This window comes from Gilliamella sp. ESL0254 (assembly GCF_013344985.1).
Classification (GTDB): Bacteria; Pseudomonadota; Gammaproteobacteria; order Enterobacterales; family Orbaceae; genus Gilliamella; species Gilliamella bombicola.
The window spans coordinates 1,127,225-1,150,811 of record NZ_JAAEDU010000001.1 but is presented as its reverse complement, the minus strand read 5'-3'; the positions used below and the strand labels follow the sequence as shown (position 1 = coordinate 1,150,811).

The 23,587-nt window shown below is 36.0% G+C and carries 22 protein-coding genes and 1 other RNA gene; 8 read left to right on the top strand and 15 right to left on the bottom strand.

The features are described from left to right. Positions 1–3: 3 nt before the first annotated feature. The gene (gene rlmB / locus GYX25_RS05340) at positions 4–756 is read left to right on the top strand and encodes a 23S rRNA (guanosine(2251)-2'-O)-methyltransferase RlmB (RefSeq protein ID WP_174786887.1); all 753 of its coding nucleotides are present in this window, start codon (positions 4–6) and stop codon (positions 754–756) included. 12 nt (positions 757–768) lie between these two features. After that, a complete protein-coding gene (locus GYX25_RS05335) occupies positions 769–1,380 on the top strand; it encodes a hypothetical protein (protein ID WP_091346069.1) in 612 nt (203 codons plus the stop codon). An 80-nt stretch (positions 1,381–1,460) separates the two neighbouring features. Here GYX25_RS05335 and GYX25_RS05330 read toward each other — a convergent pair whose 3' ends face one another. Beyond that, on the bottom strand, positions 1,461–1,895 hold the full coding sequence (locus GYX25_RS05330; protein ID WP_091346067.1) for a hypothetical protein: 435 nt from the start codon (positions 1,893–1,895) through the stop codon (positions 1,461–1,463). A gap of 439 nt (positions 1,896–2,334) precedes the next feature. On the opposite strand from GYX25_RS05330, the gene GYX25_RS05325 reads away from it, so the two are divergent. From GYX25_RS05325 to GYX25_RS05300, 6 genes are read left to right on the top strand one after another with little or no spacing between them, the layout of a single operon-like run. Next, positions 2,335–4,425: a BglG family transcription antiterminator gene (locus GYX25_RS05325; protein WP_174786886.1), complete on the top strand. Its 2,091-nt coding sequence runs from the start codon at positions 2,335–2,337 to the stop codon at positions 4,423–4,425. A gap of 26 nt (positions 4,426–4,451) precedes the next feature. Next, on the top strand, positions 4,452–4,754 hold the full coding sequence (locus GYX25_RS05320) for a PTS sugar transporter subunit IIB (protein ID WP_091346064.1): 303 nt from the start codon (positions 4,452–4,454) through the stop codon (positions 4,752–4,754). 21 nt (positions 4,755–4,775) lie between these two features. Further along, a complete protein-coding gene (locus tag GYX25_RS05315) occupies positions 4,776–6,065 on the top strand; it encodes a PTS sugar transporter subunit IIC (protein WP_174786885.1) in 1,290 nt (429 codons plus the stop codon). A gap of 14 nt (positions 6,066–6,079) precedes the next feature. Further along, entirely contained in the window at positions 6,080–6,496 is a 417-nt protein-coding gene (locus GYX25_RS05310) for a tetratricopeptide repeat protein (RefSeq protein WP_174786884.1), read from the top strand. An 11-nt stretch (positions 6,497–6,507) separates the two neighbouring features. After that, positions 6,508–7,365 carry a class II fructose-bisphosphate aldolase gene (locus tag GYX25_RS05305; RefSeq protein ID WP_174786883.1) on the top strand — a complete coding sequence of 286 codons (858 nt, stop codon included), beginning with the start codon at positions 6,508–6,510 and terminating at the stop codon, positions 7,363–7,365. 11 nt (positions 7,366–7,376) lie between these two features. Beyond that, positions 7,377–7,988, top strand: coding sequence for an AAA family ATPase (locus GYX25_RS05300; protein WP_160430170.1), 612 nt, complete (start codon positions 7,377–7,379; stop codon positions 7,986–7,988). 61 nt (positions 7,989–8,049) lie between these two features. Here the strand turns inward: GYX25_RS05300 and GYX25_RS05295 are convergent, their stop codons facing one another. From GYX25_RS05295 to GYX25_RS05230, 14 genes are all read right to left on the bottom strand, one after another. Next, positions 8,050–9,510 carry a catalase gene (locus GYX25_RS05295; RefSeq protein ID WP_174786882.1) on the bottom strand — a complete coding sequence of 487 codons (1,461 nt, stop codon included), beginning with the start codon at positions 9,508–9,510 and terminating at the stop codon, positions 8,050–8,052. A 163-nt stretch (positions 9,511–9,673) separates the two neighbouring features. Next, on the bottom strand, positions 9,674–10,219 hold the full coding sequence (locus GYX25_RS05290; RefSeq protein ID WP_091346050.1) for a 5-formyltetrahydrofolate cyclo-ligase: 546 nt from the start codon (positions 10,217–10,219) through the stop codon (positions 9,674–9,676). 29 nt (positions 10,220–10,248) lie between these two features. Further along, positions 10,249–10,430: non-coding RNA, 6S RNA (gene ssrS / locus GYX25_RS05285), on the bottom strand. Positions 10,431–10,494: 64 nt separating this feature from the next. Continuing rightward, on the bottom strand, positions 10,495–10,779 hold the full coding sequence (zapA, locus tag GYX25_RS05280) for a cell division protein ZapA (protein ID WP_091346048.1): 285 nt from the start codon (positions 10,777–10,779) through the stop codon (positions 10,495–10,497). A gap of 7 nt (positions 10,780–10,786) precedes the next feature. After that, positions 10,787–12,643 (bottom strand): 1-deoxy-D-xylulose-5-phosphate synthase, encoded by a 1,857-nt coding sequence (dxs, locus tag GYX25_RS05275; protein ID WP_174786881.1) that lies wholly within the window; start codon positions 12,641–12,643, stop codon positions 10,787–10,789. Between the two features lie 27 nt (positions 12,644–12,670). Beyond that, on the bottom strand, positions 12,671–13,540 hold the full coding sequence (gene ispA, locus GYX25_RS05270; protein ID WP_202983821.1) for a (2E,6E)-farnesyl diphosphate synthase: 870 nt from the start codon (positions 13,538–13,540) through the stop codon (positions 12,671–12,673). Then, positions 13,533–13,778 carry an exodeoxyribonuclease VII small subunit gene (gene xseB / locus GYX25_RS05265; protein WP_091346041.1) on the bottom strand — a complete coding sequence of 82 codons (246 nt, stop codon included), beginning with the start codon at positions 13,776–13,778 and terminating at the stop codon, positions 13,533–13,535. The genes ispA and xseB overlap by 8 nt, the downstream gene beginning before the upstream one ends. A gap of 124 nt (positions 13,779–13,902) precedes the next feature. After that, positions 13,903–15,264, bottom strand: coding sequence for a DNA recombination protein RmuC (rmuC, locus tag GYX25_RS05260; RefSeq protein ID WP_174786879.1), 1,362 nt, complete (start codon positions 15,262–15,264; stop codon positions 13,903–13,905). 2 nt (positions 15,265–15,266) lie between these two features. Further along, on the bottom strand, positions 15,267–16,241 hold the full coding sequence (epmA, locus tag GYX25_RS05255; RefSeq protein ID WP_091346036.1) for an elongation factor P--(R)-beta-lysine ligase: 975 nt from the start codon (positions 16,239–16,241) through the stop codon (positions 15,267–15,269). A gap of 63 nt (positions 16,242–16,304) precedes the next feature. Further along, positions 16,305–18,665: a glucans biosynthesis glucosyltransferase MdoH gene (gene mdoH, locus GYX25_RS05250; RefSeq protein ID WP_174786878.1), complete on the bottom strand. Its 2,361-nt coding sequence runs from the start codon at positions 18,663–18,665 to the stop codon at positions 16,305–16,307. Positions 18,666–18,689: 24 nt separating this feature from the next. Further along, a complete protein-coding gene (locus GYX25_RS05245; protein ID WP_091346032.1) occupies positions 18,690–20,252 on the bottom strand; it encodes a glucan biosynthesis protein G in 1,563 nt (520 codons plus the stop codon). Positions 20,253–20,266: 14 nt separating this feature from the next. After that, positions 20,267–20,929 carry a hypothetical protein gene (locus GYX25_RS05240; RefSeq protein ID WP_091346030.1) on the bottom strand — a complete coding sequence of 221 codons (663 nt, stop codon included), beginning with the start codon at positions 20,927–20,929 and terminating at the stop codon, positions 20,267–20,269. Between the two features lie 192 nt (positions 20,930–21,121). Then, positions 21,122–21,361 (bottom strand): YecH family metal-binding protein, encoded by a 240-nt coding sequence (locus GYX25_RS05235; RefSeq protein WP_180214333.1) that lies wholly within the window; start codon positions 21,359–21,361, stop codon positions 21,122–21,124. Between the two features lie 199 nt (positions 21,362–21,560). After that, complete coding sequence (locus tag GYX25_RS05230) at positions 21,561–23,507, bottom strand: exoribonuclease II (protein WP_174786877.1); 1,947 nt, start codon at positions 23,505–23,507, stop codon at positions 21,561–21,563. Positions 23,508–23,587: the final 80 nt, after the last annotated feature.

Genomic DNA, 23,587 nt, shown 5'->3' with positions numbered 1-23,587 from the left:
TAAATGAGTGAAACAGTTTATGGCCTGCATGCCATTGAAGCATTATTAGCGCGTTCGCCAGAAAGAATTATTGAAGTATTTATTATTAAAGGGCGTGAAGATAAGCGTCTTATTGCCGTTGTACGTCAGTTAGAGCAACTTGGCTTGCCAGTGAAAATAGCTAATCGTCAATGGTTAGATGAAAAGTCAAAAAACGGTGTGCATCAAGGTATTTTAGCTATGGTAAAACCGAGCCGAGGATATCAAGAAAATGATATCCCGTTATTGATGGAACAGCAACCAACCCCCGTTATTTTGATTTTAGATGGTGTTACCGATCCGCATAATTTAGGTGCCTGTATACGTACCGCTGATGCCGCTGGAGTCGATTTTATTATTGTGCCAAAAGATCGCTCAGCACCGCTTAATTCCACCGCACAAAAAGTTGCCTGTGGCGCAGCTGAAAGTGTACCGGTGGTTAGAGTGACCAATTTGGCACGTACGATGCGAATGTTACAAGATGAATATCAAGTTTGGATTGTGGGTACTGCTGGCGAAGCTGATTGTACGCTTTATCAAACCGATTTTTATAAAACATCAACAGCGATTCCACTTGCTTTGGTGATGGGGGCGGAAGGTGAAGGGATGCGCCGTTTAACTAAAGAGCACTGCGATGAGTTAGTCAGCATTCCAATGGCCGGCATTGTGTCATCGCTTAATGTGTCGGTAGCAACTGGTGTTTGTTTATTTGAAATTGTGCGGCAAAAAAATAGATAGTAAGGGATTAATATGTTTGGGTTAATTAAAAAATTGTTATCTCGAAAAAAACAAAAGCCACTTACTGAGCGAGACCTTAATGGACGTAATCGTGTTGGTTACCCTACTATGCAACTTTCAGGTGAAATTGACAAACTAATTAAACCACAATTTAAAGCAATTAAACCAATTATCAAAATTTATAAAGATACTTTGTTTTTTAAGTGGGGACCGAGTGTTATTAATGATAAATTATCTGACGATCAATTAGCCAAGCTTTCAGGTCGTAATTTGCAGATGGTTTATTTATTGCTATTTCGTGATATGCTTCGGCATATCGCCGAGCTTGTTGAACTTAAAGATCAGCCTGCCAATTGGCCTGATCTTTTTGCTCAAAAAGTGCTTGATAACTGCCAAATGCTAAATGATGCCGATGATACTGATATCGCTAAAAAACAAGCGTTGTTTGCCAGTGCACAGCGTTATTCTATTGATATTCCTATTGATGATAAACACCCTGAAAATACCGAAATTCCTGATTGGACGGTGCCGTTGGCTGAATTAATTATGTTACCTGCAGACATGATTTATAAATGCCATCGTCCGTTATTGGTGGCGATAACGGCCCGAAAAAAACGTCGTTAATGTTAAAACAACTCAGGCATACATTTTTGATATACCGGCGCAGTGAGCAAAGCATATCTATTAGTTTTGATACTTTACTGTCAGTTTAAACTAATTTTGCTATATATTTTTTCAATCAAAAAAATCGAGTAATGACAACACAATAAAATTGCTGGATATATTATAAAATTAAGAGTAATCCATGATGATATCAGCAAATCAATACCAATTAAATTAATTAAATAACGCTGATATAAATAAGGATCTTGAATTAGCTGGCGGATAATCATAAAAATGAGGCTAATTAAAATGCCAATAAGTAAACCACAAATGACTAATCCAGATGATTTTTTTATTTTGTTTAAAATGAAGATTGAAATAAGAATAAAACAGAAATAACACAAGCCATAATATATTAAATAATAATATTCAGGTGTATTGTATTGTTTTTTGATAAAGCGATAGCACCATTGATAACTTAGCAATCCTCCGACACAATTAAACAACAATATAACAACTAGCTTAATGATTTTCATTGGTTAATCCTTTTTTATCTTTAATCCTTTGATTATTTTACCTAAACATGATGGACAAATAACACTCTTTCACCCTATATATTAATAAATTCTAAAAATTTTTGTATAGCCGTTTCAGGCTATAAATATTATTGGGTATGGTAATGCCTTTTAGATGGGAAAATACACAATAAAAACGGGGTTGCAAAGCGGTTTTTCATATAGACTAATAGTTCGCAGAACAGGTCGCTGATCTTCAGCGGTTATTGTTAAAAAATAATTATAATCAATATTTTATTAACATTATTTTGTGTGTGTTATTTAACACTATTTTCTTCTTTCAATCTTTTTTCTTTTTTTACTAGTAATTTTTGCCATTTTTATTGGCAAAAATACCAACTAGGTAAGCAAATCTATCTCACTTATACTTAATTTATGAAGTAAATAGGTGAATAAGCTTATGCGAACAAGAACCATTGAGTTATTTAAAAAATTTATTTCAATCGACTATCCGATCACCTCCGAGATGTTGTCGGAAGAGTTTCAGATTAGTGCGCGAACCATTCGCAATGAAATCCAAGAAATTAATGAGTTTTTAACGCAAAGACAATTTCCTTTAATTTCAACAGTGCGTAGTAAAGGTTTTATAATCAATGCGACGCAAGATCAAAAACAGTTAATTCACAACGCATTGTTGGGCGTGCCAACTTCATCAATTTTAAGTAAAGATGAACGTCAATTTGATTTGTTACTGTCTATTGCGTTTTCTGCCTCTCCAACCATTCTCAGTCATAAAGAAAGTATTTTTTTTGTTTCAAAAAGTGTTTTAGATGAAGATATTAGAAAACTCAAAGCTCGGCTGAAAAAATATGATATTGAATTAAGTAGCCAGCCTAAATCGGGTATGCAGTTTGTTGGTTTAGAACGCTCTATTCGTTTGATGATGTATGAAGCGATTAATCAGTTCGCAGGTAATTTAGAATTTGATAAACCATTAAATGAATTAAGCTTGATACAGCAGTTATTGTTTAATTATATTCCTCAATCTCTTATCTGTGACTTATTAAAATTAGCCCACCAAACTATTAGCCAGATTCATGATGAGATTTATATCCAACAACTGGTTGTTTTTACTGCTATTTGGGTAATTAGAAACCAGCAGCAACATCATCTCACCATGATAAGAACTGATTTTAATAATAATGATTTGGGCGAAATAGCAAAATTTATTCATTTGGTTTGTCGGCATGTTGCTTTGCAAGTTAATAGACAAGAACAACAATACATTATTTATATGCTAGAAGCGTTCAATACCAAGGATATCAATAACTATATAGAGTGGGTAAATGCGCAGTTATTAGCGATTAAGTTAGTTAATTATGTCGAAGAAAAAACACAAATTCCTTTTTCAACCAAACAAGAACAGCTGTACGAAAATTTATGTAAACATTTAGCAGGTCTTATTGCGCGAGTAAGTAATAATATTCATATTATTAATCCATTACTCGATAACATCAAACAAAACTATGGTGCAATTTATTCAGTTATTGCTATGTTTATGCAAGAACTTGAAACGACCTTAACTCATAAAGTATCTGATGACGAAATTGCCTTTTTAACTATTCATTTTTCTACCTTCGCAAGCGCAATTAATCAAGAGCGAAGCTACTATTTTAAAGCAGTGGTCTTTTGTGACCATGGTATAGCAACTTCTAACTTATTAGCAGAAACACTTAAAGAGTTTTTTAATATTGATGTACTAGCCATTTTAGGACGTAATGATCAGAATTTATTAGCTCAACTCGATTTTGACTTAATATTTTCTACTTTTCCATTACCGCACTTAGCTCATCCAGTATTGGTGTTAGAACCGATTTTAAAAGAGAAAAATCATCCTATTATCACTGATTTTTTAGCTAAGCACAGGGCTAATCAACGCGTTGTAAATCATTTGGTTGATGCGACCGATCTTTTCTATTCATTGGTTGATTTGATTGAACAAAGTGGTGGCATTGTGTCAGCACCTATTTATAACCAACTCGAAAAATGTTTAGCGATTAATAATCTTAAAATCAATAAAAGGAAAATCCAGCCTATGTTGAAAGATATTCTTACCGATAATGACATTATATTGCAGCAAGATAGTTCAAATTGGCAACAAGCGATCAAAATTGCGGCTGAGCCATTATTAAAAAAACAATTTATTTTACCATCTTATATTGATGCCATGATTACGTCGGTCGAGCAATATGGTCCGTATATCGTTATAGGCAAAAATTTAGCGCTGGCACACGCTCGCCCTGAAGATGGTGTAAACCAGTTAGGGGTGAGTGTCGTGACTCTCCGCCATCCCGTGGATTTTGGTAATTCAGAAATGGGACCTGTCAAAATCATATTTTGTTTAGCTGCTATCGATTCGTTTTCTCATCTCAATATTATGCGTAGTTTGATTGAGTTGATTAATGATGAACAAAAACTTGAAAGCTTAACAATGTGTCATTCGGTACAGCAATTTAAGAACATTTTATTTAATGAACCTAATTCGGATTGAACCATTAAATTATAGGAGGATTGAAAATGAGTAATTTAACTATTTTATTTGTTTGTGGTGCGGGATTAGGCAGTAGTTTTGCCGCGCAAATGGCGACTGAAGACGTGCTAAAAGCCAAAGGAATTGATGCTAAGTTGGATCATACGGATATTTCATCTGCTGCTTCTATGAACGCCGATATTATTATCACGGCTGAAAATTTTCGTCCACAGTTTGCTAAGTTTAATATCCGTGAACAGACCTCAATTGTTTATCTCAAAAATATTGTCTCAAAAACTGAAATAGATGAGAAGTTAAGTCCAGTATTGCAACAAAAAGGGCTGCTTTAAATTGCCAAATAGGAGAATACTATGAACATAATTAACTTTATTATCGATAATATTTTAACGCAAGCCTCAATAACAATTAGTCTCATTGCTATGTTTGGCTTGATGTTGCAACGTAAATCAGTAGGTCAAATTATTTCGGGATCGCTTAAAACATTATTGGGCTTTCAAGTGCTCAATGCGGGGTCAAGTATTATTGTTGGCAGTTTGACCTATTTCGGGCACATTTTTACCGCTGGATTTGATATGCAAGGGATTATCCCGTCTATTGAAGCGATTAATGGTCAAGCCATGAATCAGTTAGGTTTAGGTCGTGATATTGCTTTGACTTTTTTGATGATTTTTATCTTTAATATTCTAATTGCCCGTTTTACTCGCTGGAAATATATCTTTTTAACTGGTCAGGCTATTCTCTGGATGGCAACCATGACCACGGTATTTGGTAGTTTTGCTGGACTTTCTGGAGTCGTGTTAATTGTAGTCGGCGGTTTTGTTGGTGCACTTTTTGCGGTATTTATGCCAGCTATTGCACAGCCGATTATTCGTAAAGTGACGGGATCTAATGACATTGCGCTTGGTCACTTTTGTACAATTGGGTATTTGTTTGAAGCGGGTGTTGCTTATGTTGTGGGGGAGAAAGGTGAAAACAAACGTTCAATTGAAGAGATGAAATTACCTAAATCATTTGAATTTTTGCAAGATACCTATCTGTCAGTCATGGTCGTTATGATCCCACTCTATATTATTACGGTTCTTTTTGCCGGTGAGGAGTATGCTTCAACATTATCCGGTAGCCAAAATTATGTGATGTATGCCTTTACGCAAGCCATTATTTTTGTTGTGGGGATCTATGTGTTATTAGCTGGCGTTAGGTTATTGCTCGGTGAAATTGTACCCGCATTTAGAGGTATTGCGATGAAAGTGGTTCCTAATGCTATACCGGCGCTTGATTGTCCTGTGTTTTTTCCTTATAGCCCAAATGCAGTCATTTTAGGTTTTATTACCACATCAATTGGTACTGTGATTGCGATGTTGACGTTACCAGCTTTTGGATTAGCCATGATTTTACCAGGAATGTTAACCAACTTTTTTGCTGGTGGTACCGCAGGCATATTTGGTAATGCTGTTGGTGGTCGCCGTGGTGCGCTCATTGGTGGTATTGCGCATGGTTTCTTTATTACTTTATTACCTGCATTACTGGTGACTATCTTTAATCAAATGGGCTTTATTAATGCAACAGCAACCGATGTTGATACAGTTACAGCGGCGTTACTTTATGCATGGATTTTAAGTCCTTTATTAAAGCATTTTTAGGATAGGAGTTTGCTATGTTTAACTTTTTTAAAAAAAGTAAGCCCAAAAAAGAGTTGGTTGATAAACCAGACATAACAAGTAGCCTGACATCAACACAAATTGACCAAATTGAACAAATTGAACAATCAATTAGTCAATTGTTACAACAAATTGATCATACAGATGATGCGGTAACTTTAGCCTCATTATATGAAAAAACAGGACTTCTTTATTGCCAATTAGATTGTGTTGATTTTGCAATTGAGTATTTAGAAAAGAGTTTACAACATAAAAAATCAATTGGAGAAGGTTATAAAGCATTAATGAATTTGTACAACCATAAACGTGCCGATGCAGCAAAACATGGTTCAATGGACGATATTGATTTTTGGATGAATAAGATGGATTCCATGCGCAACATTGCCAAACAAGTTACGGTTCAACGAGATTAAAGGAAATTATTATGTATACCACACTAAAAGATGTCACATTATTAGCTCAAAAACTCAATTTTACTGTCGGTGCGTTTAACACGCATAACTTAGAAATGCTGCCTGATATGCTACGAGCAGCGAAAGAAGTAGGTGCACCAATTATTATACAAACTAGCGTTGATACCGCACGCTATATTGGCTTTAAAGTATTGGTTAATGCGGTAAAAGCCATTGCCGATGAAGAGATTGTTGATGCTGTATTACATTTAGATCATGCAAAAAATTTTGATGATATTAAAGAAGCGATCGATAGTGGTTTTACCTCGGTGATGTTTGATGGCTCTTCTTTGCCATTTAAAGAGAATATTTTAAAAACCCGTGCAGTGGTTGAGTATGCGCATGCACGTGGCGTATCGGTCGAAGGTGAATTAGGCACGATAGGCGGAACAGAAGAGGGTATTCATGTTGATCCTAACGATCGAGTTTATACCAAACCGAAAGATGCGTTAGCGTTTGTTCAAGCCACGGGTATTGATGCATTAGCTGTTGCCATTGGTACTAATCATGGACAGTTTAAATCAAAAACAGAGGTGAATATTCCACTATTAAAAGAGATTCATGCTATGGTAGATATTCCTTTGGTTATTCATGGTGGTACAGGTGTTAAAGAAGAAGATTATCCTGAGCTGATTAATAATGGTATTCGTAAATTTAATGTAGGTACCGAACTATTAGTTAATTGGACGCAAGTTGCCAAAGATAAGTTTGCTGATACTGAAGTGAATAAATCATTACGGCACAATATTATTCCGGCTAATCAAGCAGTTAAAGAAATTGTCAAACATAAAATGAGTTTGTTTCTTAACGTTAATAGTCGTATTAACTAAGGTATGTAAGCATGCAGAAATATTTAATTTTACTGGCAGGCTGTCCATGTACGGGAAAAACCTATCTAGTTAATCAATTGCAACAGCAATTTAAAGATAGCTTTGTTATCACACCCGATGAAGCCAAAATTTTATATGCTGAGTCTATTGGCTTTAATTGTAAAGCTGAAAAGGAAGCGTTAGAACACAAAGTTTGGCAATTTTATTACGGTGTTTTACAACTGTATATGGATGCAGGTAAAAGGGTGATTATTTCTGAATATCCATTTAGTGATAAGCAAAAAAGGCAACTGAGTGAATTTGCTGAGCAATATCACTATCAAGTGATAACCATTCGCTTAGTTGCTGATTTTGATGTGATATGGCAACGTCGTTACCTGCGTGATCGTTCACCTGAGCGCCATTTATGCCATATTATGCAACATTATCATTATGGCGATACGTTAGAAAATCGAAATCTTGCTGATGATTTAATCACTAAGGATCAATTCTATCAAGTTTGCCAAATGCGGCAGTATGATCAATTTGTTTTAGGTAACTTGATTCAAGTTGATGTCACTGACTTTACTAAAGTAGATTACTCAAGATTATTGAATGAGTTGAAGCAAATAGTTAAGTTATAAATAGTGCCATTATCAAAATGATAATGCCGACCAATTTTAGTCGGCATTGTTATTTTAAGTACTAGCTTTTTATTAGGTCAATATCGATGCCTAATCCTTTCGCAATACCAGAACCATAATCAGGATGTACTTTGTAGAAGTGTTTGAGCTGTCTAATTTGAATGTCACGCTTTACATTTTTCATTGAGCCAACGATATTATCAATAAGCAGTTGCTTTTGATCGGGATTCATTAAATTAAATAATGCGCGTGGCTGTGAGTAATAATCGTCATCAACACGATGATCGTGCCTATCCATTGTTCCAGCTGGTACATGCATTGGTGGTTCGGCGTATTGTGGTTGCTGTTTTGGTGCATTATCGACGCTATTAGGCTCATAGTTAGGGGCATTATCTGGGCTATAAAAACGCATTGCACCATCGCGTTGATAATTGTGTACTGGGCATTTTGGGGCATTGATTGGCAATTGTTGATAATTAGTACCAATACGATAGCGGTGTGCATCGGCATAAGCAAAAATTCGACCTTGTAGCATCTTATCTGGTGATAAACCTGTTCCAGGCACCACATTGCTTGGTTCAAAGGCCGCTTGTTCAACTTCTGCAAAATAGTTTTCAGGATTACGATTCAGTTCCATTACACCGACTTCGATTAATGGATATTGTTTTTGTGACCACACTTTAGTCACATCAAACGGATTTTCAGGATGGTTATTGGCTTGCTCTTCGGTCATGACTTGTATGTAAAGACGCCATTTTGGGTAGTCGCCACGTTCAATGGCTTTAAATAAATCCTCTTGTGCCGAATCTGGATTGGCTCCATCCATCTCTGCCGCTTTTTGGGGATGAATATTTTTGATGCCTTGTTCAGTCCTAAAATGCCATTTTACCCAAGTGCGAACGCCATCTTCATTTATTAAGCTATAGGTATGGCTGCCATAGCCGTGCATATGTCGATAACCATCAGGAATACCACGATCAGAAAATAGAATAGTGACTTGATGAAGTGATTCTGGTGATAAAGACCAGAAATCCCACATCATTTGCGGATCTTTTAAATTGGTTTTAGGGTCACGTTTTTGGGTATGAATAAAGTCAGGAAATTTGAGCGCATCACGAATAAAAAAGACAGGAGTATTGTTGCCTACAATATCCCAGTTACCTTGATCGGTATAAAACTTGACTGAAAACCCTCGGGGATCACGCGCTGTATCCGATGAGCCTCGTTCTCCACCAACAGTTGAAAACCTTGCAAAAACTGGGGTTTGTTTACCAACTTTAGCAAATAGGCTAGCATGAGAATATTGGGTGATATCATTTGTTACCGTAAAGGTACCATGTGCGCCAGAGCCTTTGGCGTGTACTCGTCGTTCAGGGATATTTTCACGGTTAAAATGGGCAAGTTTTTCGATAAGTTGGAAATCGTCTAACAAAACTGGACCACGAGGACCGGCAGTTCGAGAGTTTTGGTTATCGGCTATTGGTGCGCCATTATTAGTGGTTAGTACTTTTTTATCTGACATTGCAACACTCCTTTATATGATATTAAAAAAGCTTTTAAAGATGAAAGACTCAATTGCTTTTGAATATTATGTACTAGGAAATTGAACAGTAGTGCATAGTAAAAAAGTTTTATATGATTATTTTTATACTTAGAAAAATGTGTTTAATTTATTATCAATAAACTTAAGCATAAATAATTTCGGGCAGTCTGACGTCCCAAGGTTTGTTATCAATATGTTGTACCTTTTGGCAAGCAAAAGCAAGCCCAATAGGTAAGATTTTTTTTGATTGATAATTTGCTAGTAATCGGTCGTAAAATCCACCGCCCATCCCAATACGATAACCACGTTGATCAAAAGCAACTAGCGGAGTAAAGATGACATCAAGTTGGTTGTTAGGTAGTACGTTTAATACGTTTAATTCAGGTTCTAATATACCAAATTTATTTTTAATAAGTCTGGTTTGGCTAGTGTATTTTAAGAAGAGTAAATGTGTCGAGACAAAAGGGTGGATAATAGGTAAATAGACAGATTTATTTTGCTGCCATAAATATTCGATAATGGGTTTTGTATCTACTTCGCCATCGAATGATAAAAATATGGCGATATTTTTTGCAGTGTTAATCGCTTGGTGACGGGCAATTTTTTGATATATAGTTTGTTGCGCAGTGTCACGTTCATTGGGAGATAATTGTCGTCTTTTTTGACGTATAATTTGCCTAATATTCATCAGTTTTCACTGTTGTTGTAAGGTCGAAAGGAAGCTCCAAGATGTCGTTAGGGTCGTAACCCTTGAACCCACGGTTCAAGGTGAACATCGTGTTTTAATTTTTAGGTTTCCTTACAAGTAAGGCATACTCACCAATTAAAAATCACTCCGTTCTTAAGATAAGATTATCGGCTCAGGGGACTAACCCACATCGCGATCATCTCAGAGTTGGGTACATAATACAAAATTTACCAGATCATACAATACCATTTGTATTAAATTTACAATTCAAATAGTCAATTGTTGGTATTTAGGGCAGAATCAAGTAATTGTTGTAACATTTTTAGCCGATCACCAAATTCGTTACTTCGTTCTTTTTCTTTTGTCAGTTCGTAAGAAATATTTAGCGCCGCAGTCATAATAAGTTGATCACTGCCAACCTGAGGGGACTTTTCTCGTAAATTTGTTAAGCGCGTATCTAAATCTTTTGCTGCACGATTAAGTGCTTCGACTTCATCAACAGGACAATTGAACTTTAATGTTCGTCCAAAAATTTGAATAGTGACAGCTTGAGTTTCCATGTTTAACCTATTGATTCATAAAATTATTAATTTTATCGATAATGTGTTTGTGATCTAATCCCAGCTCTTGTCTTATTTCGCTTTGAGCACCTTGCGAAATAAACTTATCAGGAAGTCCAATATTTAAAATATGACATTTTATTTTTTTCGATAATAAGTATTCACCGACGCCGCTACCTGCCCCGCCTTTGATACTGTTTTCTTCAATGGTGACAAGTATATTATGAGTTTGGCTAATGTGCAAAAGGACTTTTTCATCGAGTGGTTTAACAAACCGCATATCGATGACTGTAGCATTAATTTGCTCTGCAGCTTGTAAAACTTCAGGAAGCAAAGTGCCAAAATTAAGTAAAGCGATATTTTTGCCTTGTCGACATAATTTAGATTGACCTAGCGGAATTGCGGTTAATGGCATGAGTTGTGTGCCCGAGCCTTCACCTCGAGGGTAACGTACTGCTGCTGGTCCATTATGTAAGTAGCCGGTGTAGAGCATCTGTCGGCATTCGTTTTCATCACTTGGGGTCATGATGACCATATTGGGCACACAGCGCAAATAACTTAAGTCAAATGCACCTTGGTGGGTTTCACCGTCAGCACCGACAATACCAGCGCGATCGATGGCAAATAATACGGGTAGGTTTTGAATGGCAACATCATGAATAACTTGATCGTAAGCGCGTTGCAAAAAAGTTGAGTAAATAGCTACAACAGGTTTTAAGTCACTAATTGCAAACCCGGCGGCTAGGGTAACAGCATGTTGTTCAGCTATTGCAACATCAAAAAATTGGTCAGGATAACGATTGGCAAATTTTGTCATACCTGAGCCTTCGCTCATTGCAGGGGTTATTGCCATTAAACGTTTATCATTTTGCGCCATTTCACATAGCCAATCGCCAAAAACTTGCGAATATGTTGGGGTTACTTTTTTGGCGATAGGTAATATGCCATCATTAGGGTTAAATTTTGGTACACCATGCCATAAAGTCGGATCTTTTTCAGCTGGCGCATAGCCTTTGCCTTTTTGTGTAATCACATGCAGTAGCTGAGGTCCTTTTAGCTGGCGAACTTTCTGTAAAGTTGAGACTAGACTATCAAGGTCATGTCCGTCAATAGGACCTATATAATTAAAACCAAGCTCTTCAAATAAGATCGCGGGTGTGACTAAGCCTTTTAAGTGTTCTTCAGTCTTTTTAATCAGTTCTTTTAATGGCGGAATATTTTTTAATACACGTTTGCCACTTTCCCGAAAAGAGGTATAGGCTCTACTTGATAAGATTTGAGTAAGATGTTGGTTTAGTGCGCCGGTATTTGCTGAAATCGACATGTCATTGTCGTTAACAATCACTAGCATATCAGGTTTAACATGACCAGCGTGATTCATCGCTTCAAATGCCATACCTGCCGTTAATGCACCATCGCCAATAATGGCGGCTACTTTGTTACCTGATTGTTTTTTTTGTTCACTAATTGCAATTCCAAGCGCAGCACTAATTGAAGTCGAAGAATGCCCTGTGGTTAGTACATCATATTCGCTTTCATTTCGATGAGGAAATGGGTGTAACCCACCTTTTTGGCGGATAGAAAGCATTTGATCGCGACGACCAGTTAATATCTTGTGGGGATAGGCTTGGTGTCCTACATCCCATATGATTTTATCAAACGGTGTGTGATAAACATAGTGTAACGCTGTAGTTAATTCAACCACGCCTAGCCCCGATGCTAAATGTCCACTCGATTGACTAACACATGCTAGCAAATATTGCCTAAGTTCACGGCAAATCGCCGATAACTGTGACTGAGGAAAACGTCTTAGGTCATCGGGCGAGTTTATTTGTTTTAACAAAGGGTAATTATCTAAATTCATTATATAATGTTATCTTTTAGTTAGTTGTTAACTATTTCGATTAATAATAAAACCAGCAAGATCTTGCAATGGCTGACTATTATAGGGTATTTGCTTTAGACTATCGATAGCTTGCTGATAAAGTTGCTCAGTGAGTTTTATTGCGTTATCAAGTCCAACTAGTGCAGGGTATGTGCTCTTCTCATGGATAAGGTCTGATCCTTTAGGTTTACCCATAATCGATTGTTCGCCAATAATATCTAAAATATCATCTTGGATTTGAAATGCTAGACCAATTGCTTCGGCATACTGATCAAGCATTAGGCGATAAGGTTTTGTATTTTCACCGTAAGCAAAAGCCCCCATGCGGACAGCCGCTTTGATTAAAGCACCTGTTTTATAGCAATGGATTTTTTGCAAATGTTCAAGGTCTATTTGCTGATGTGTAGCCTGTAAATCTAATGATTGACCAAGGCACATGCCGGCAACGCCGCTAGCATAGGCAAGTTCGTTTATCATATTAATTTTAGTATTAGCATCAATCAACTCGCTTTTTGCTAGCAATGAAAATGCTAGAGTTTGCAAGGCATCACCAGCCAATATTGCTTGATCTTCACCAAATTGGATATGGCATGTTGGTTTACCTCGACGTAAATCGTCATTATCCATGGCGGGTAGGTCGTCATGAATTAATGAATAAGTATGAATGCATTCAATTGCGGCGGCGGCTTCGTCTAATTTAGAAAGCGGGCAATTAAACATTTGGCCTGTTAAATAGACTAAAATAGGTCGAATCCGTTTGCCACCGGCCAACAAGCTGTAACCCATTGCTTGTTGAAGTGTGGATGCCTCCATTTGTGAAATACAGGCAGTTAAAAATGAGTCTATTCGTTCTTGTAATGGTTTTAAGCTATTCATTATCATCAATTAAGAATTCTGACAATTCGGTATCACTATTTTCAGACAATAAGATCTGAATACGTTGTTCGGCTTGTTGTAACTGTTTTTGTCCTGCTTTTGCTAATTTAATCCCTTTTTCAAACTCATTTAGTGCTTCATCTAATGGTAAATCACCATTTTCTAGTTGAGCTACGATGGTTTCGAGTTGCTTTAGTGTTTCTTCGAAACTCGGTTCTTTGTCTTGTTTTTTTTCCATCTTCAATTCCTCTTTACGTTTGATGAGTATACACTTATTTCAAATAATCGTGAATCATGGTATTTGCTTATTTATAATCTAACAATTGATGTTAATGCGTATTAACCTTTGATTTAACGATAAGCTAATTTGTTGATTCACGTTCATCTTCGTTATTTGATTCGTCCATTGATAGTAAGGTGATGTTTGGATTAATCGGTTTTTTTACTTCGATACCCATTTCACGGAATCGTTCAATTTGTCCAATTACGTTACCACGACCTTTTGATAATTTGTTCATGGAATTTTGATAATTCTGTTGTGCTTTGTCTAAACAACTGCCTAGGTTTTCCATATCTTCAACAAAGCCGCGCATTTTGTCGTACAGTTTACTTGCTCTATCCGCAATCAACTCGGCATTACGATTCTGATATTCAAATCGCCATAAATTATGAATTGTCCGTAACGCAACTAGCAATGTGGTTGGGCTGACTATCATAATATTACTTTTCAAGGCATCATTGATTAATGCGGGGTCATTATCAATTGCGCTTAAAAATGCAGGTTCGACAGGAATAAACATCAAAATATAATCTAATGAATTAATGCCAATGAGTTTATGATAATCTTTTTGGCTGAGTTGCTTTAAGTGGTTACGAACAGCAGCTAAATGTTCGGTCATCGCTTTCGCTTTAATTGTTTCGTCATCACTATTAAAATGACGCTCATAGGCAACTAATGTTACTTTTGAATCAATAACCACGTCCCCGCCCTGCGGTAAATGAACAATAACATCGGGTTGTAATCGCTGATTACTTTCGTTCGTTAAATTGACTTGAGTTTCATATTCATAACCTGAACGTAATCCTGAATTATCTAGAATTTGGCTTAGGATAAATTCGCCCCAGTTCCCTTGGGTTTTGTTATTGCCCTTTAGCGCATTGGTTAAGTTGGTTGCTTCTTTGCTCATTTGCTGATTTAGCTGTTGCAAGTTACGAATTTCGTGCGTGAGTGTGTGGCGTTCTTTGGCCTCTTGACCAAAACTATCTTGTACTTGTTTTTTGAAACCTTCTAGCTGTTCTTTGAGCGGCGAAAGTAAAAAATCAAGACTTTGTTTATTTTGTTGCTCAATTTTTTTACCACTTTGTTCAAAAATACGATTGGCAAGGTTTTCAAATTGAGTCGTGAGCCGTTGTTCACTTTGTTCTAATATCGTTTGCCGTTCTTGGGTAGCACTTAACGTTTCTTCTAAACGCGTTTTGAGTTCACTAATTTTGACATTTTGCGCTAGATTTTGTTGTCGATACTGATCTAATTCATGCTCCAGCTGTCTTACTTGAATTGTTAAAGATTGGTTTTCTTCTTTTTTTTGGAGCAGTTGCAGATCAAATAGTTGATGTAAATTATTAATTGTCAGTTGAGATTTTATCGTTAACACCAGTAAAATTAAGGCGGCAATACCAATAATAATCGCAACCCATTCGGCTAATCCTAAATCATTGAACATAATTAAGCCCTCTCAAAAGTAAATGACATCACTTCATCTAAACTTTTGCACTCTAGAGCAAGCATAATTAAACGATCTAATCCTACCGCAACACCTGCACAGTCAGGTAAGCCTGCTTCCATAGCAGCAAGTAACTCAATGTCAATATTTTGAGCTGGTAGGTTTTGATTTGCGCGATCTAAATTATTTTGTTCAAAACGCATTCGTTGTTCTTGAGCATTGGTAAGTTCTTTAAAACCATTAGCAAGTTCAACGCCTTTGTAATAGAACTCAAAACGGCTCGCTACTCGGTGATCCTCTGAACTAATGGCAGCTAATGCGGCTTGTGATGCTGGAAAGTGGAATACTGCAATAGGTTTATCTTGCCCAATATGCGGTTCAACACCAAAAGTGAACAAGCATTGGAGTAATCCATCTTTATCATAATTGTCAGTATTAAGCCCAATATCAAGTTGGTTTGCGGCATTAACTAAGGTTGCGTGATCAGCTTCTAAAGGATCAATATTAAGATGACGTTGAAATACCTTTTGATAAGAGATACGTTCAGCTGGTTCACAATCTAAAACAGTTTGCAGTAAGTCATCGACTTCATTGATCATTTGCATCATATCAAATTGGATGCGATACCATTCGAGCATGGTAAATTCAGGGTTATGATAACGACTAACTTCTTCATGATTACGAAAACATTTACATAATTGATAAATAGGACCACTGCCGGCAGCGAGTAAGCGCTTCATGTGATATTCAGGGCTAGTAATTAATGACATTTGTCGCCCTTGTTGTCCTTCAAGTTCCCCCGGTTTTAAAAATTTAGTGTGGAAAGAGCTTAAATGCACGTCTGTTACTGCATATTGGCTTAATATAGGTGTTTCAACCTCTAAAATACAGCGGTCGGCAAAAAATTGACGTACTTGAGAAACAATTTTTGCGCGCTTAAGTAGATTATTGATAGATGCAGAAGGTTGCCAAGTCATAAAAAATATCCATGGAATTTGATTATTTACTAAAAAAACAAAAATAGGGCTAAAGCCCTATTTTTATTGCTGGCGTTCATTTTGCCATAAAGTGAATAGATTGTCGTATTTTTCTTGCTGTTGCCATATATGACGATGTAATGCGGAAAGGATAATAGGATCTTCTAAAATCGCTAACTGCTTTTCTTTACTCATTTTTTCTAAATCTATTTGTTTATACTGCGCAATAAGCTCATGGCGTTTTTGTTGGTTTTTAGTATTTACTCGATGTCGTGATGTCGATAATGCACAAGCAAGTGCATTATATACAGGATCGACCAACGCCATAATAAAGCCATTTTCAATAAATGCCGCTTCAGTTTTAACTAAATATTCACCTGTAAGTGTGATTGCTTTTGCAGGGTGGGTTTCTTCTGGTGTTAAAAATAACCCTGCCTTTTTTGCTTTCATACCGATGCTAGAAAGTCCCGATATCCTAATTACTAAAGGCGAAATGCTTAAAGGTATTAATATTGCGATATACCAGTAAGTAAATTGTGGATTTAGCCAGATTATTATCCCTAGCCATACAATACCTAATAGCGATAGTGGCCAACAAAAATAAAATGATTCGCCCCATGTTAACGCATCGTCACTTCGTGATGGTGATTTCCATTGAATTTTGCTCCCCATCCATGCTCTAAGTACAAATTTACTATGGAAGATCATGCGTATTGGCGCTAAGATCATTGACCAAATCATTTCAATAAAGATTGATAGGGTTAATTTAAATATACCACCAACATCTTTTGCCCCTGTTCTGGCTATAATAATGCCATAGCTGAAAAACTTAGGTGCAAATAGTAAAACCATTGTGGTTGAGAGTAGCTGTATGGCTAATTGCTCATCCCACCTTGGCCAAGTTGGATAAAATTGGTTAGGTTGGAAGAAGTATTGAGGTTCTGAAATATTAAACACCAATAATAATAGTGTTGAGAATATTAAAAATACCAGCCACAATAATGAAGATATATAAGCCATACCACTAGTTGCAAACATGATGCGATGGGTCAATTTGATACCACTTTTGAAAATTAACCTTAGGTTAATTAAGTTGCCCATACACCAACGATTATCGCGTTTTAGATCTTCAATCATATTACCGGGTAGCTCTTCATAACTGCCGTTCATATTATAAGCAATCCAAACGCCATAGCCGGCACGACGCATAAGTGTTGCTTCGACTAGGTCGTGCGATAAAATATGAATTGGTCCTTTACGTTTTTGAAGTGGCGATAAAATGCAATGTTCTATAAAAGGTTTTAAGCGAATCATGGCATTGTGTCCCCAATATTGGGCTTCGCTTAGTTGCCAAAAATGTGTGCCAGAACAGAAGATATCGCTGTAAATTTGGTTAGCAAATTGTTGAATACGTCCGTAAAGCGTAGTCATTCTGACGGATTTTGGCGGGGATTGTAAAATGCCTGCTTTAGGAGTCATTTCCATCATGGCAATCATTTTTAAGATACAATCACCGGTCATAATACTGTCGGCATCAAGGATCATCATGTATTCGTATTGATGGCCCCAACGGCGGCAAAAATCATCAATATTACCGCTTTTACGTTTCACTCGACGTTTGCGGTGACGATAAAAAATATTACAACCGTTGTTTGATTTTGCTGCATTAAATTCCGCCCATGCTTTAAGTTCATTTACATAAAGATCGGGATCATTGGTATCACTTAAAATATAGAAATCACAGCAAGCGGCGTGGCCTGTTTCAACGAGGGACTGATAAGTTGCCTGTAATCCAGCAAATACCCGAGCAACATCTTCATTACAAATTGGCATAACAAGTGCAGTTCGATGCTTAGCATCAATATGTGATGCAGGGTCATTAGGAATAGGAATTGTGTAACGATCTTTCCCCATTACAGCTAATATTAGCCCCATAATACTGGTCCAAAAACCAATCGAAATCCAGAAAAACAAAATAGCAAATAAGATAATAATCGCACCTTGGATAATATAAGGGATTATGCTGTAAATAGCTAATTCAGGATTAATATCCCAATTTGTCATAAAATTGATTTTTTGCCAACTTTGATAAGGTAATAAAGATGCAAGATAAGTAGTTCCATAATATGTTTGTATGGTTATAAGTACAAACATAATAAAGCGCCGAATGATGGCAAGAATATTTATGCCATGTTTTGATTTGGCTGTATAACGTTGATTCCAGATTTGTGGTTGAATCGAAACACGATCAACTTCAGGATAACTTGGCTGTTGCCTTCGGTCATCAATAAAAGAGGAGGTATCACCAACTTGATTTAAACGATATTTTAAAAAATCAACATCGTCTGGCGGTATTGCATTGTTTTCAGATTTCTGACGCCAAACTTCGGCGTCAGAAAGATTTGCAAAGTAATCTTTTTTCATATTTTTATCATATTATTATAATAATTATTGTGCGGGATATTGCCCACTCCATGTTTCAGAAATGACTTTATTGGTTGCTTGAGAAGCTAGTTGTACGCGTATGTCACTTGCTTTTTTGTTATCTTCAATGTTAAACCGAACAATAACTCGCCAGCCTTTAATTTCTGAATTGTATTGCACGTCAGAACTTAAGATAGTGCCATTGCTCATGCTTGAAATCACTTTGACTGGTGCTGTTTCTGATAATTCAGGACCAGCAAAGTCGATGACATATGCATTAGAACCATCAAGTTTACGAATTAAATTAGCTTGTTTTATATCGCCTAGCGATAAACGAGAGCTCACTGCTCTTGCTACATCATTAGGATAGCGTTGTTTTTCATTTAATGAATAATGTAATCGATATTTAATATCGAGCACATCACCAGCTTTATATTGTTTTTCTGGTACCCAAAAAGTAACAATATTATCGTTAGTTTCATCAGCAGTTGGGATTTCAACTAATTCAACGCGTCCTTTGTGCCAATCACCTAAAATTTCAGTCCAAACGCTAGGTCGTTTTTCATAGTGATCATCCAGATCTTGATAATCTTCAAAACCGTTATCGCGTTGAATTAAACCGAAAGCTTTCGGATTTTCTAAGCTATATGATGAAAATGATAAACGCTTAGGATTATTTAATGGACGCCAGATCCATTCATTATTGTTGGCTAAAATAGATAGTCCGTTAGAATCATGCATTGCAGGGCGGTAGTTTAATAAAGGAGATGGTTGGTTTGGGCCAAATAAAAACATACTGGTTAATGGTGCAATGCCTAATTTTTTTACTGAATCTCGGAAGAAGACTTTCGCTTGCACTGTGACTGTGGTATCAACACTTGGTACAAGTGTTATTTTATAAGCACCTGCCACACTTGGTGAGTCAAGTAACGCATAGATGACTAAATGTTTTTGGTTGGCTTCTGGTCTTTCAATCCAATACTCTTTAAAACGTGGAAACTCTTCACCTGACATTTCGCCAGTATCAATGGCAAGACCTCTGGCGGAAAGTCCATAGTGCTGTTCTTTACCTACTGCACGAAAATAACTGCCCCCTAGAGCTGAGAATATTTCATCGTCAGTTTTTGTTGGGTTATTAATTGGATAATGAACTTTAAAACCAGCAAAACCAAGGTCTTTACTATTAATCTTATCAAGGTTGAGTGGGCTTAAATCAAAATAACTTGGATCATATTTTATTTCGTTAACTTGATTATTGACGATTTCATTGATTTTTACTGGAACATCAAAGTACATGCCCTCGTGATAGAACTCAAGTTTGAAACGACTTTTTTGATCACTCCAATAGGCTTTTTGATGATTAAATAGAATTTTCTGATAATCAGCAAATTGTAAAGATGCCAATTCATTGGGAATGTTTTTAGATGGCTGAACATAAGCTTTTTTGGATAATTTTTCGGCTTTTGCAACCACATCATCAAACGAAAAAGCCCATGAAGAAAAACTAATGCAAGAAACGCAAGCCACACAAAGCACCTTGCAAATTAGTATTTTATTAAACGAATTATTGGGTAATAAATTGTACATAAAGACTCGCATTATTATCTAAAAATATTAAAGTAATTGATAATATTATCTTTTGGATTATTCAAACACTTTTCAACATAATCTACTTTTATTTCTTGAAGAATACTCGGATTTTCTTCGATCAGGAATTGAGAATAGTTATCTTTGGAAATTTTTGTTTGTAAAGATAATATATCTTGCGCAGACATTCTAAATTTTGGTTGAAAATATTGGTTTATTTTAGCTGTATCTTTTGTATAAATTGCTGCAATAAAATCTGCTGAGGATTGACAATAATTTTTAATATTGGATTCAGTTGCTGTTATTTTGCTTAATTCAATATCAAGTTGCGCTTGGTTTTCTTCAATCACTTTTTTGAGTTTCATATCATAATTCAGTTTATAATACTCGTTCAAATAAAAACTCAATACACAAGACGATTGGTTATTATCACCTTCACAATTTAAAATGCCGTGTTTAGTAATATAGTTATCGAAGTTTTTACTACCAATAAATTGAAGCAATTGATTTTTAGCTGCAATAACGTAAGGGTTATTTGCTTCAGTTTGTTCTTTTAATAAAGATACCTGTTCTGCCTGTGAAATCGCTTCTTTACTTTTCGTTGGTGAAATTTTTTTAGTACAACTTGCGACAAGAATAGAAACAATGGCGCATATAAGGATCTTACTTATTTTCATTTATCAAATTCCATAGACATATTCTTGAGTGTATGTATTTTAAAGTGAATAACTGTACCGCTAATTTAATCGCGCTATTAGTAATAATGGATTATTGTTGCAACGCAAAATTATATACTCTTATTGTTTTAAAAACACTAGCAGATTAAATTAAATTTATAAAAAAGCACACTATCATATGTTTTCTTTTTTCTAGTGTTTACATATTTTTTTATTATCTACTGTAAATTCAGATCCATGAGTAACAGAAGGTTTAAATTTTCCTTTTGCTTTTAAAAAAGCGATGAGTTGTTCCGCACTCATGTCAGATTGAGAACAAGTATGAAACTTTGCATCGACACCAAACTTGTCGTTGATAGCGTTAAGTAAGGAAGCTTCTGTGTAATTGTTTCCATCCATCATATGCAATACTTCATGTCCATGAATTGACATTATGGGCCTCCCAAGTTGTTGTTGATTTATAAATCAATACTTGTCATTTTGAGCAGTGAAAGATAGCAGATATTTTTAATAAAAAAAAGGGGGGAAAGATTAAAAAAATATTGTTAATTTTTGTTTGACTTGCCCCTTATTTACAATGGGGCAAGTAGAGACGATGTAAGTAGTAAATTCAGGCCAAAATAGTCTTGTTTCATTCCGTATTTTCATCGGCAAATTTGGCAATGATTGATTTATTTTCGATTTTAATTTGGTGAATAACAACGGAAATTATATCTGCAAGTTTATAGCGGTTTTCTCCTTTAATTTTGATAACGCCTTCTTCTGGGAAGGGAGCGATTTCCTCTTTGACAGAATGAATCATTGACAGTGGTACAAAAGCAAAAGCACCTATATCACATAAACGAACTCGTGCTCCTCCACGATTAATATCAATAATTTCAGCAGAGTAAGTTTCATCGATTTTATCTGATAAGTATTGAGCATAAAGATTTTCAGCCATATCGCGTTCAGCAAAGCGTAACATCTTACGCCTTTCATTCATGCTTTTTAGTTGTTCTTTATCTGGCGAGATTAACTCTTGTGAACGGATATACGCTTTGATTAATCGGTGGTTGACCATATCGCCATATTTGCGTATTGGTGATGTCCATGTTGCATAGGCTTCAAATCCTAAACCAAAATGTGGTTGTGGTTCAGTCGAAAAATCTGCAGGGCTTTGGAACTTGCGAAGTTTGGCGGCTAGAAATGGTTCATTGTCGATCATTCGTCGCAATTTTACATAACCATCAAAAGATAAGAGTAACTCTTTATCAAACTCAGTTATTCCATTATCGTTTAAAAATTTTATGGCTTGTTCGATATATTTATTATCAAAACCTGAATGAATATTAAAAATGCCAAAACCAATTTTAGTTTGTAATTGTAAAGTTAAAGCGAGATTAGCGATAACCATAACCTCTTCTACGATATGATTGGCGATTCGACGAGTCTCTTTAATTATGGATTTAACTTGGCGGTTCTCATCCAGTTCAAAACGATAATCACCATTATCTTTAAAAACCAATGCATGGGTTTGTCGCCATGTGATGCGGATTTTAGCTAAGTCAGCTAACCAAATAAGTTGTTGTTTAATTGTAGAGTCATTTGTTGCTAATTCGCTATTATTTTCTAAAAAATCAGAAACATTATTGTAAGATAGCTTTGCTTTTGATTCGATCCAAGCAGGCATAAAGGTCGTATCATCAGCAATAATATTGCCGGCGTTGTCTATGCGCATTTTACATATCATTGCAGGGCGTTTTTCATTAGCCTTTAATGAGCATAGTTCATTGGCAAGCGCTTTGGGTAGCATTGGAATATTAAAATCAGGTAAATAAGTAGTGAAATTCCTAGCTTTGGCAATATTATCAAGTTCGCTATCTTGTAATATATAAGCCGTAGGGTCAGCAATAGCAACCATTAATTGATAATCGCCGTGTTCATCTTTAGAAACCGCAATGGCATCGTCCATATCTTCAGTATTTTCACTATCGATTGTAAAAAAGTGAACATCGGTTAAATCTTGACGGTTATCAAGTTCTGCATCAATAATGGTTAATGCTTCGGCTTGTGGAGCATGGGTTTCTAAATCATAGCGTGCTAAGGTTTTTAACCAAAGTTGATAGGGTGAATTGCCGTCAGCAACAAAACGAGTCACCTCGGCAAAGAAATGTTTACTTTCTTTTTGTAAAGGGTGAGAAACCAGCGTTGCAACAACCCAGTCACCTTCCTTTAGTTTTTCATTCACTTGCTCGTTTATTTTGCAGCGAATAGCAAAATTAGCAGGCATGTTTTCAAGGTAAATAACCATTGCACGATCTTGAAAGCCTATTTTGCCAATGAATTTTTGTAATGAACCTTCGATTAATAATTCGGGATCAAAAGATTCTTTATCGTTATTCGTGATGATTGACCCAGAGACTTTATCGCCATGACAAACTGTTTTCATTTTAGCAACAGGGATGAAATAGCTTTTCTTATTATCGGTATCTAAAAAACCAAATCCTTTTTCATGAGCTCGAACAATGCCTTCAACGCGAGGAGTTTGTTCATGAAGTTCTTGTTTTAATTGTGCAAGTAATGGGTTATTTTGAAACATATGGCTTAACACTTTTTAAAAAATTAGTGCTAAATTCTATCATAATTATACAAATTATGGTTATTGAATTAATCGGTGAT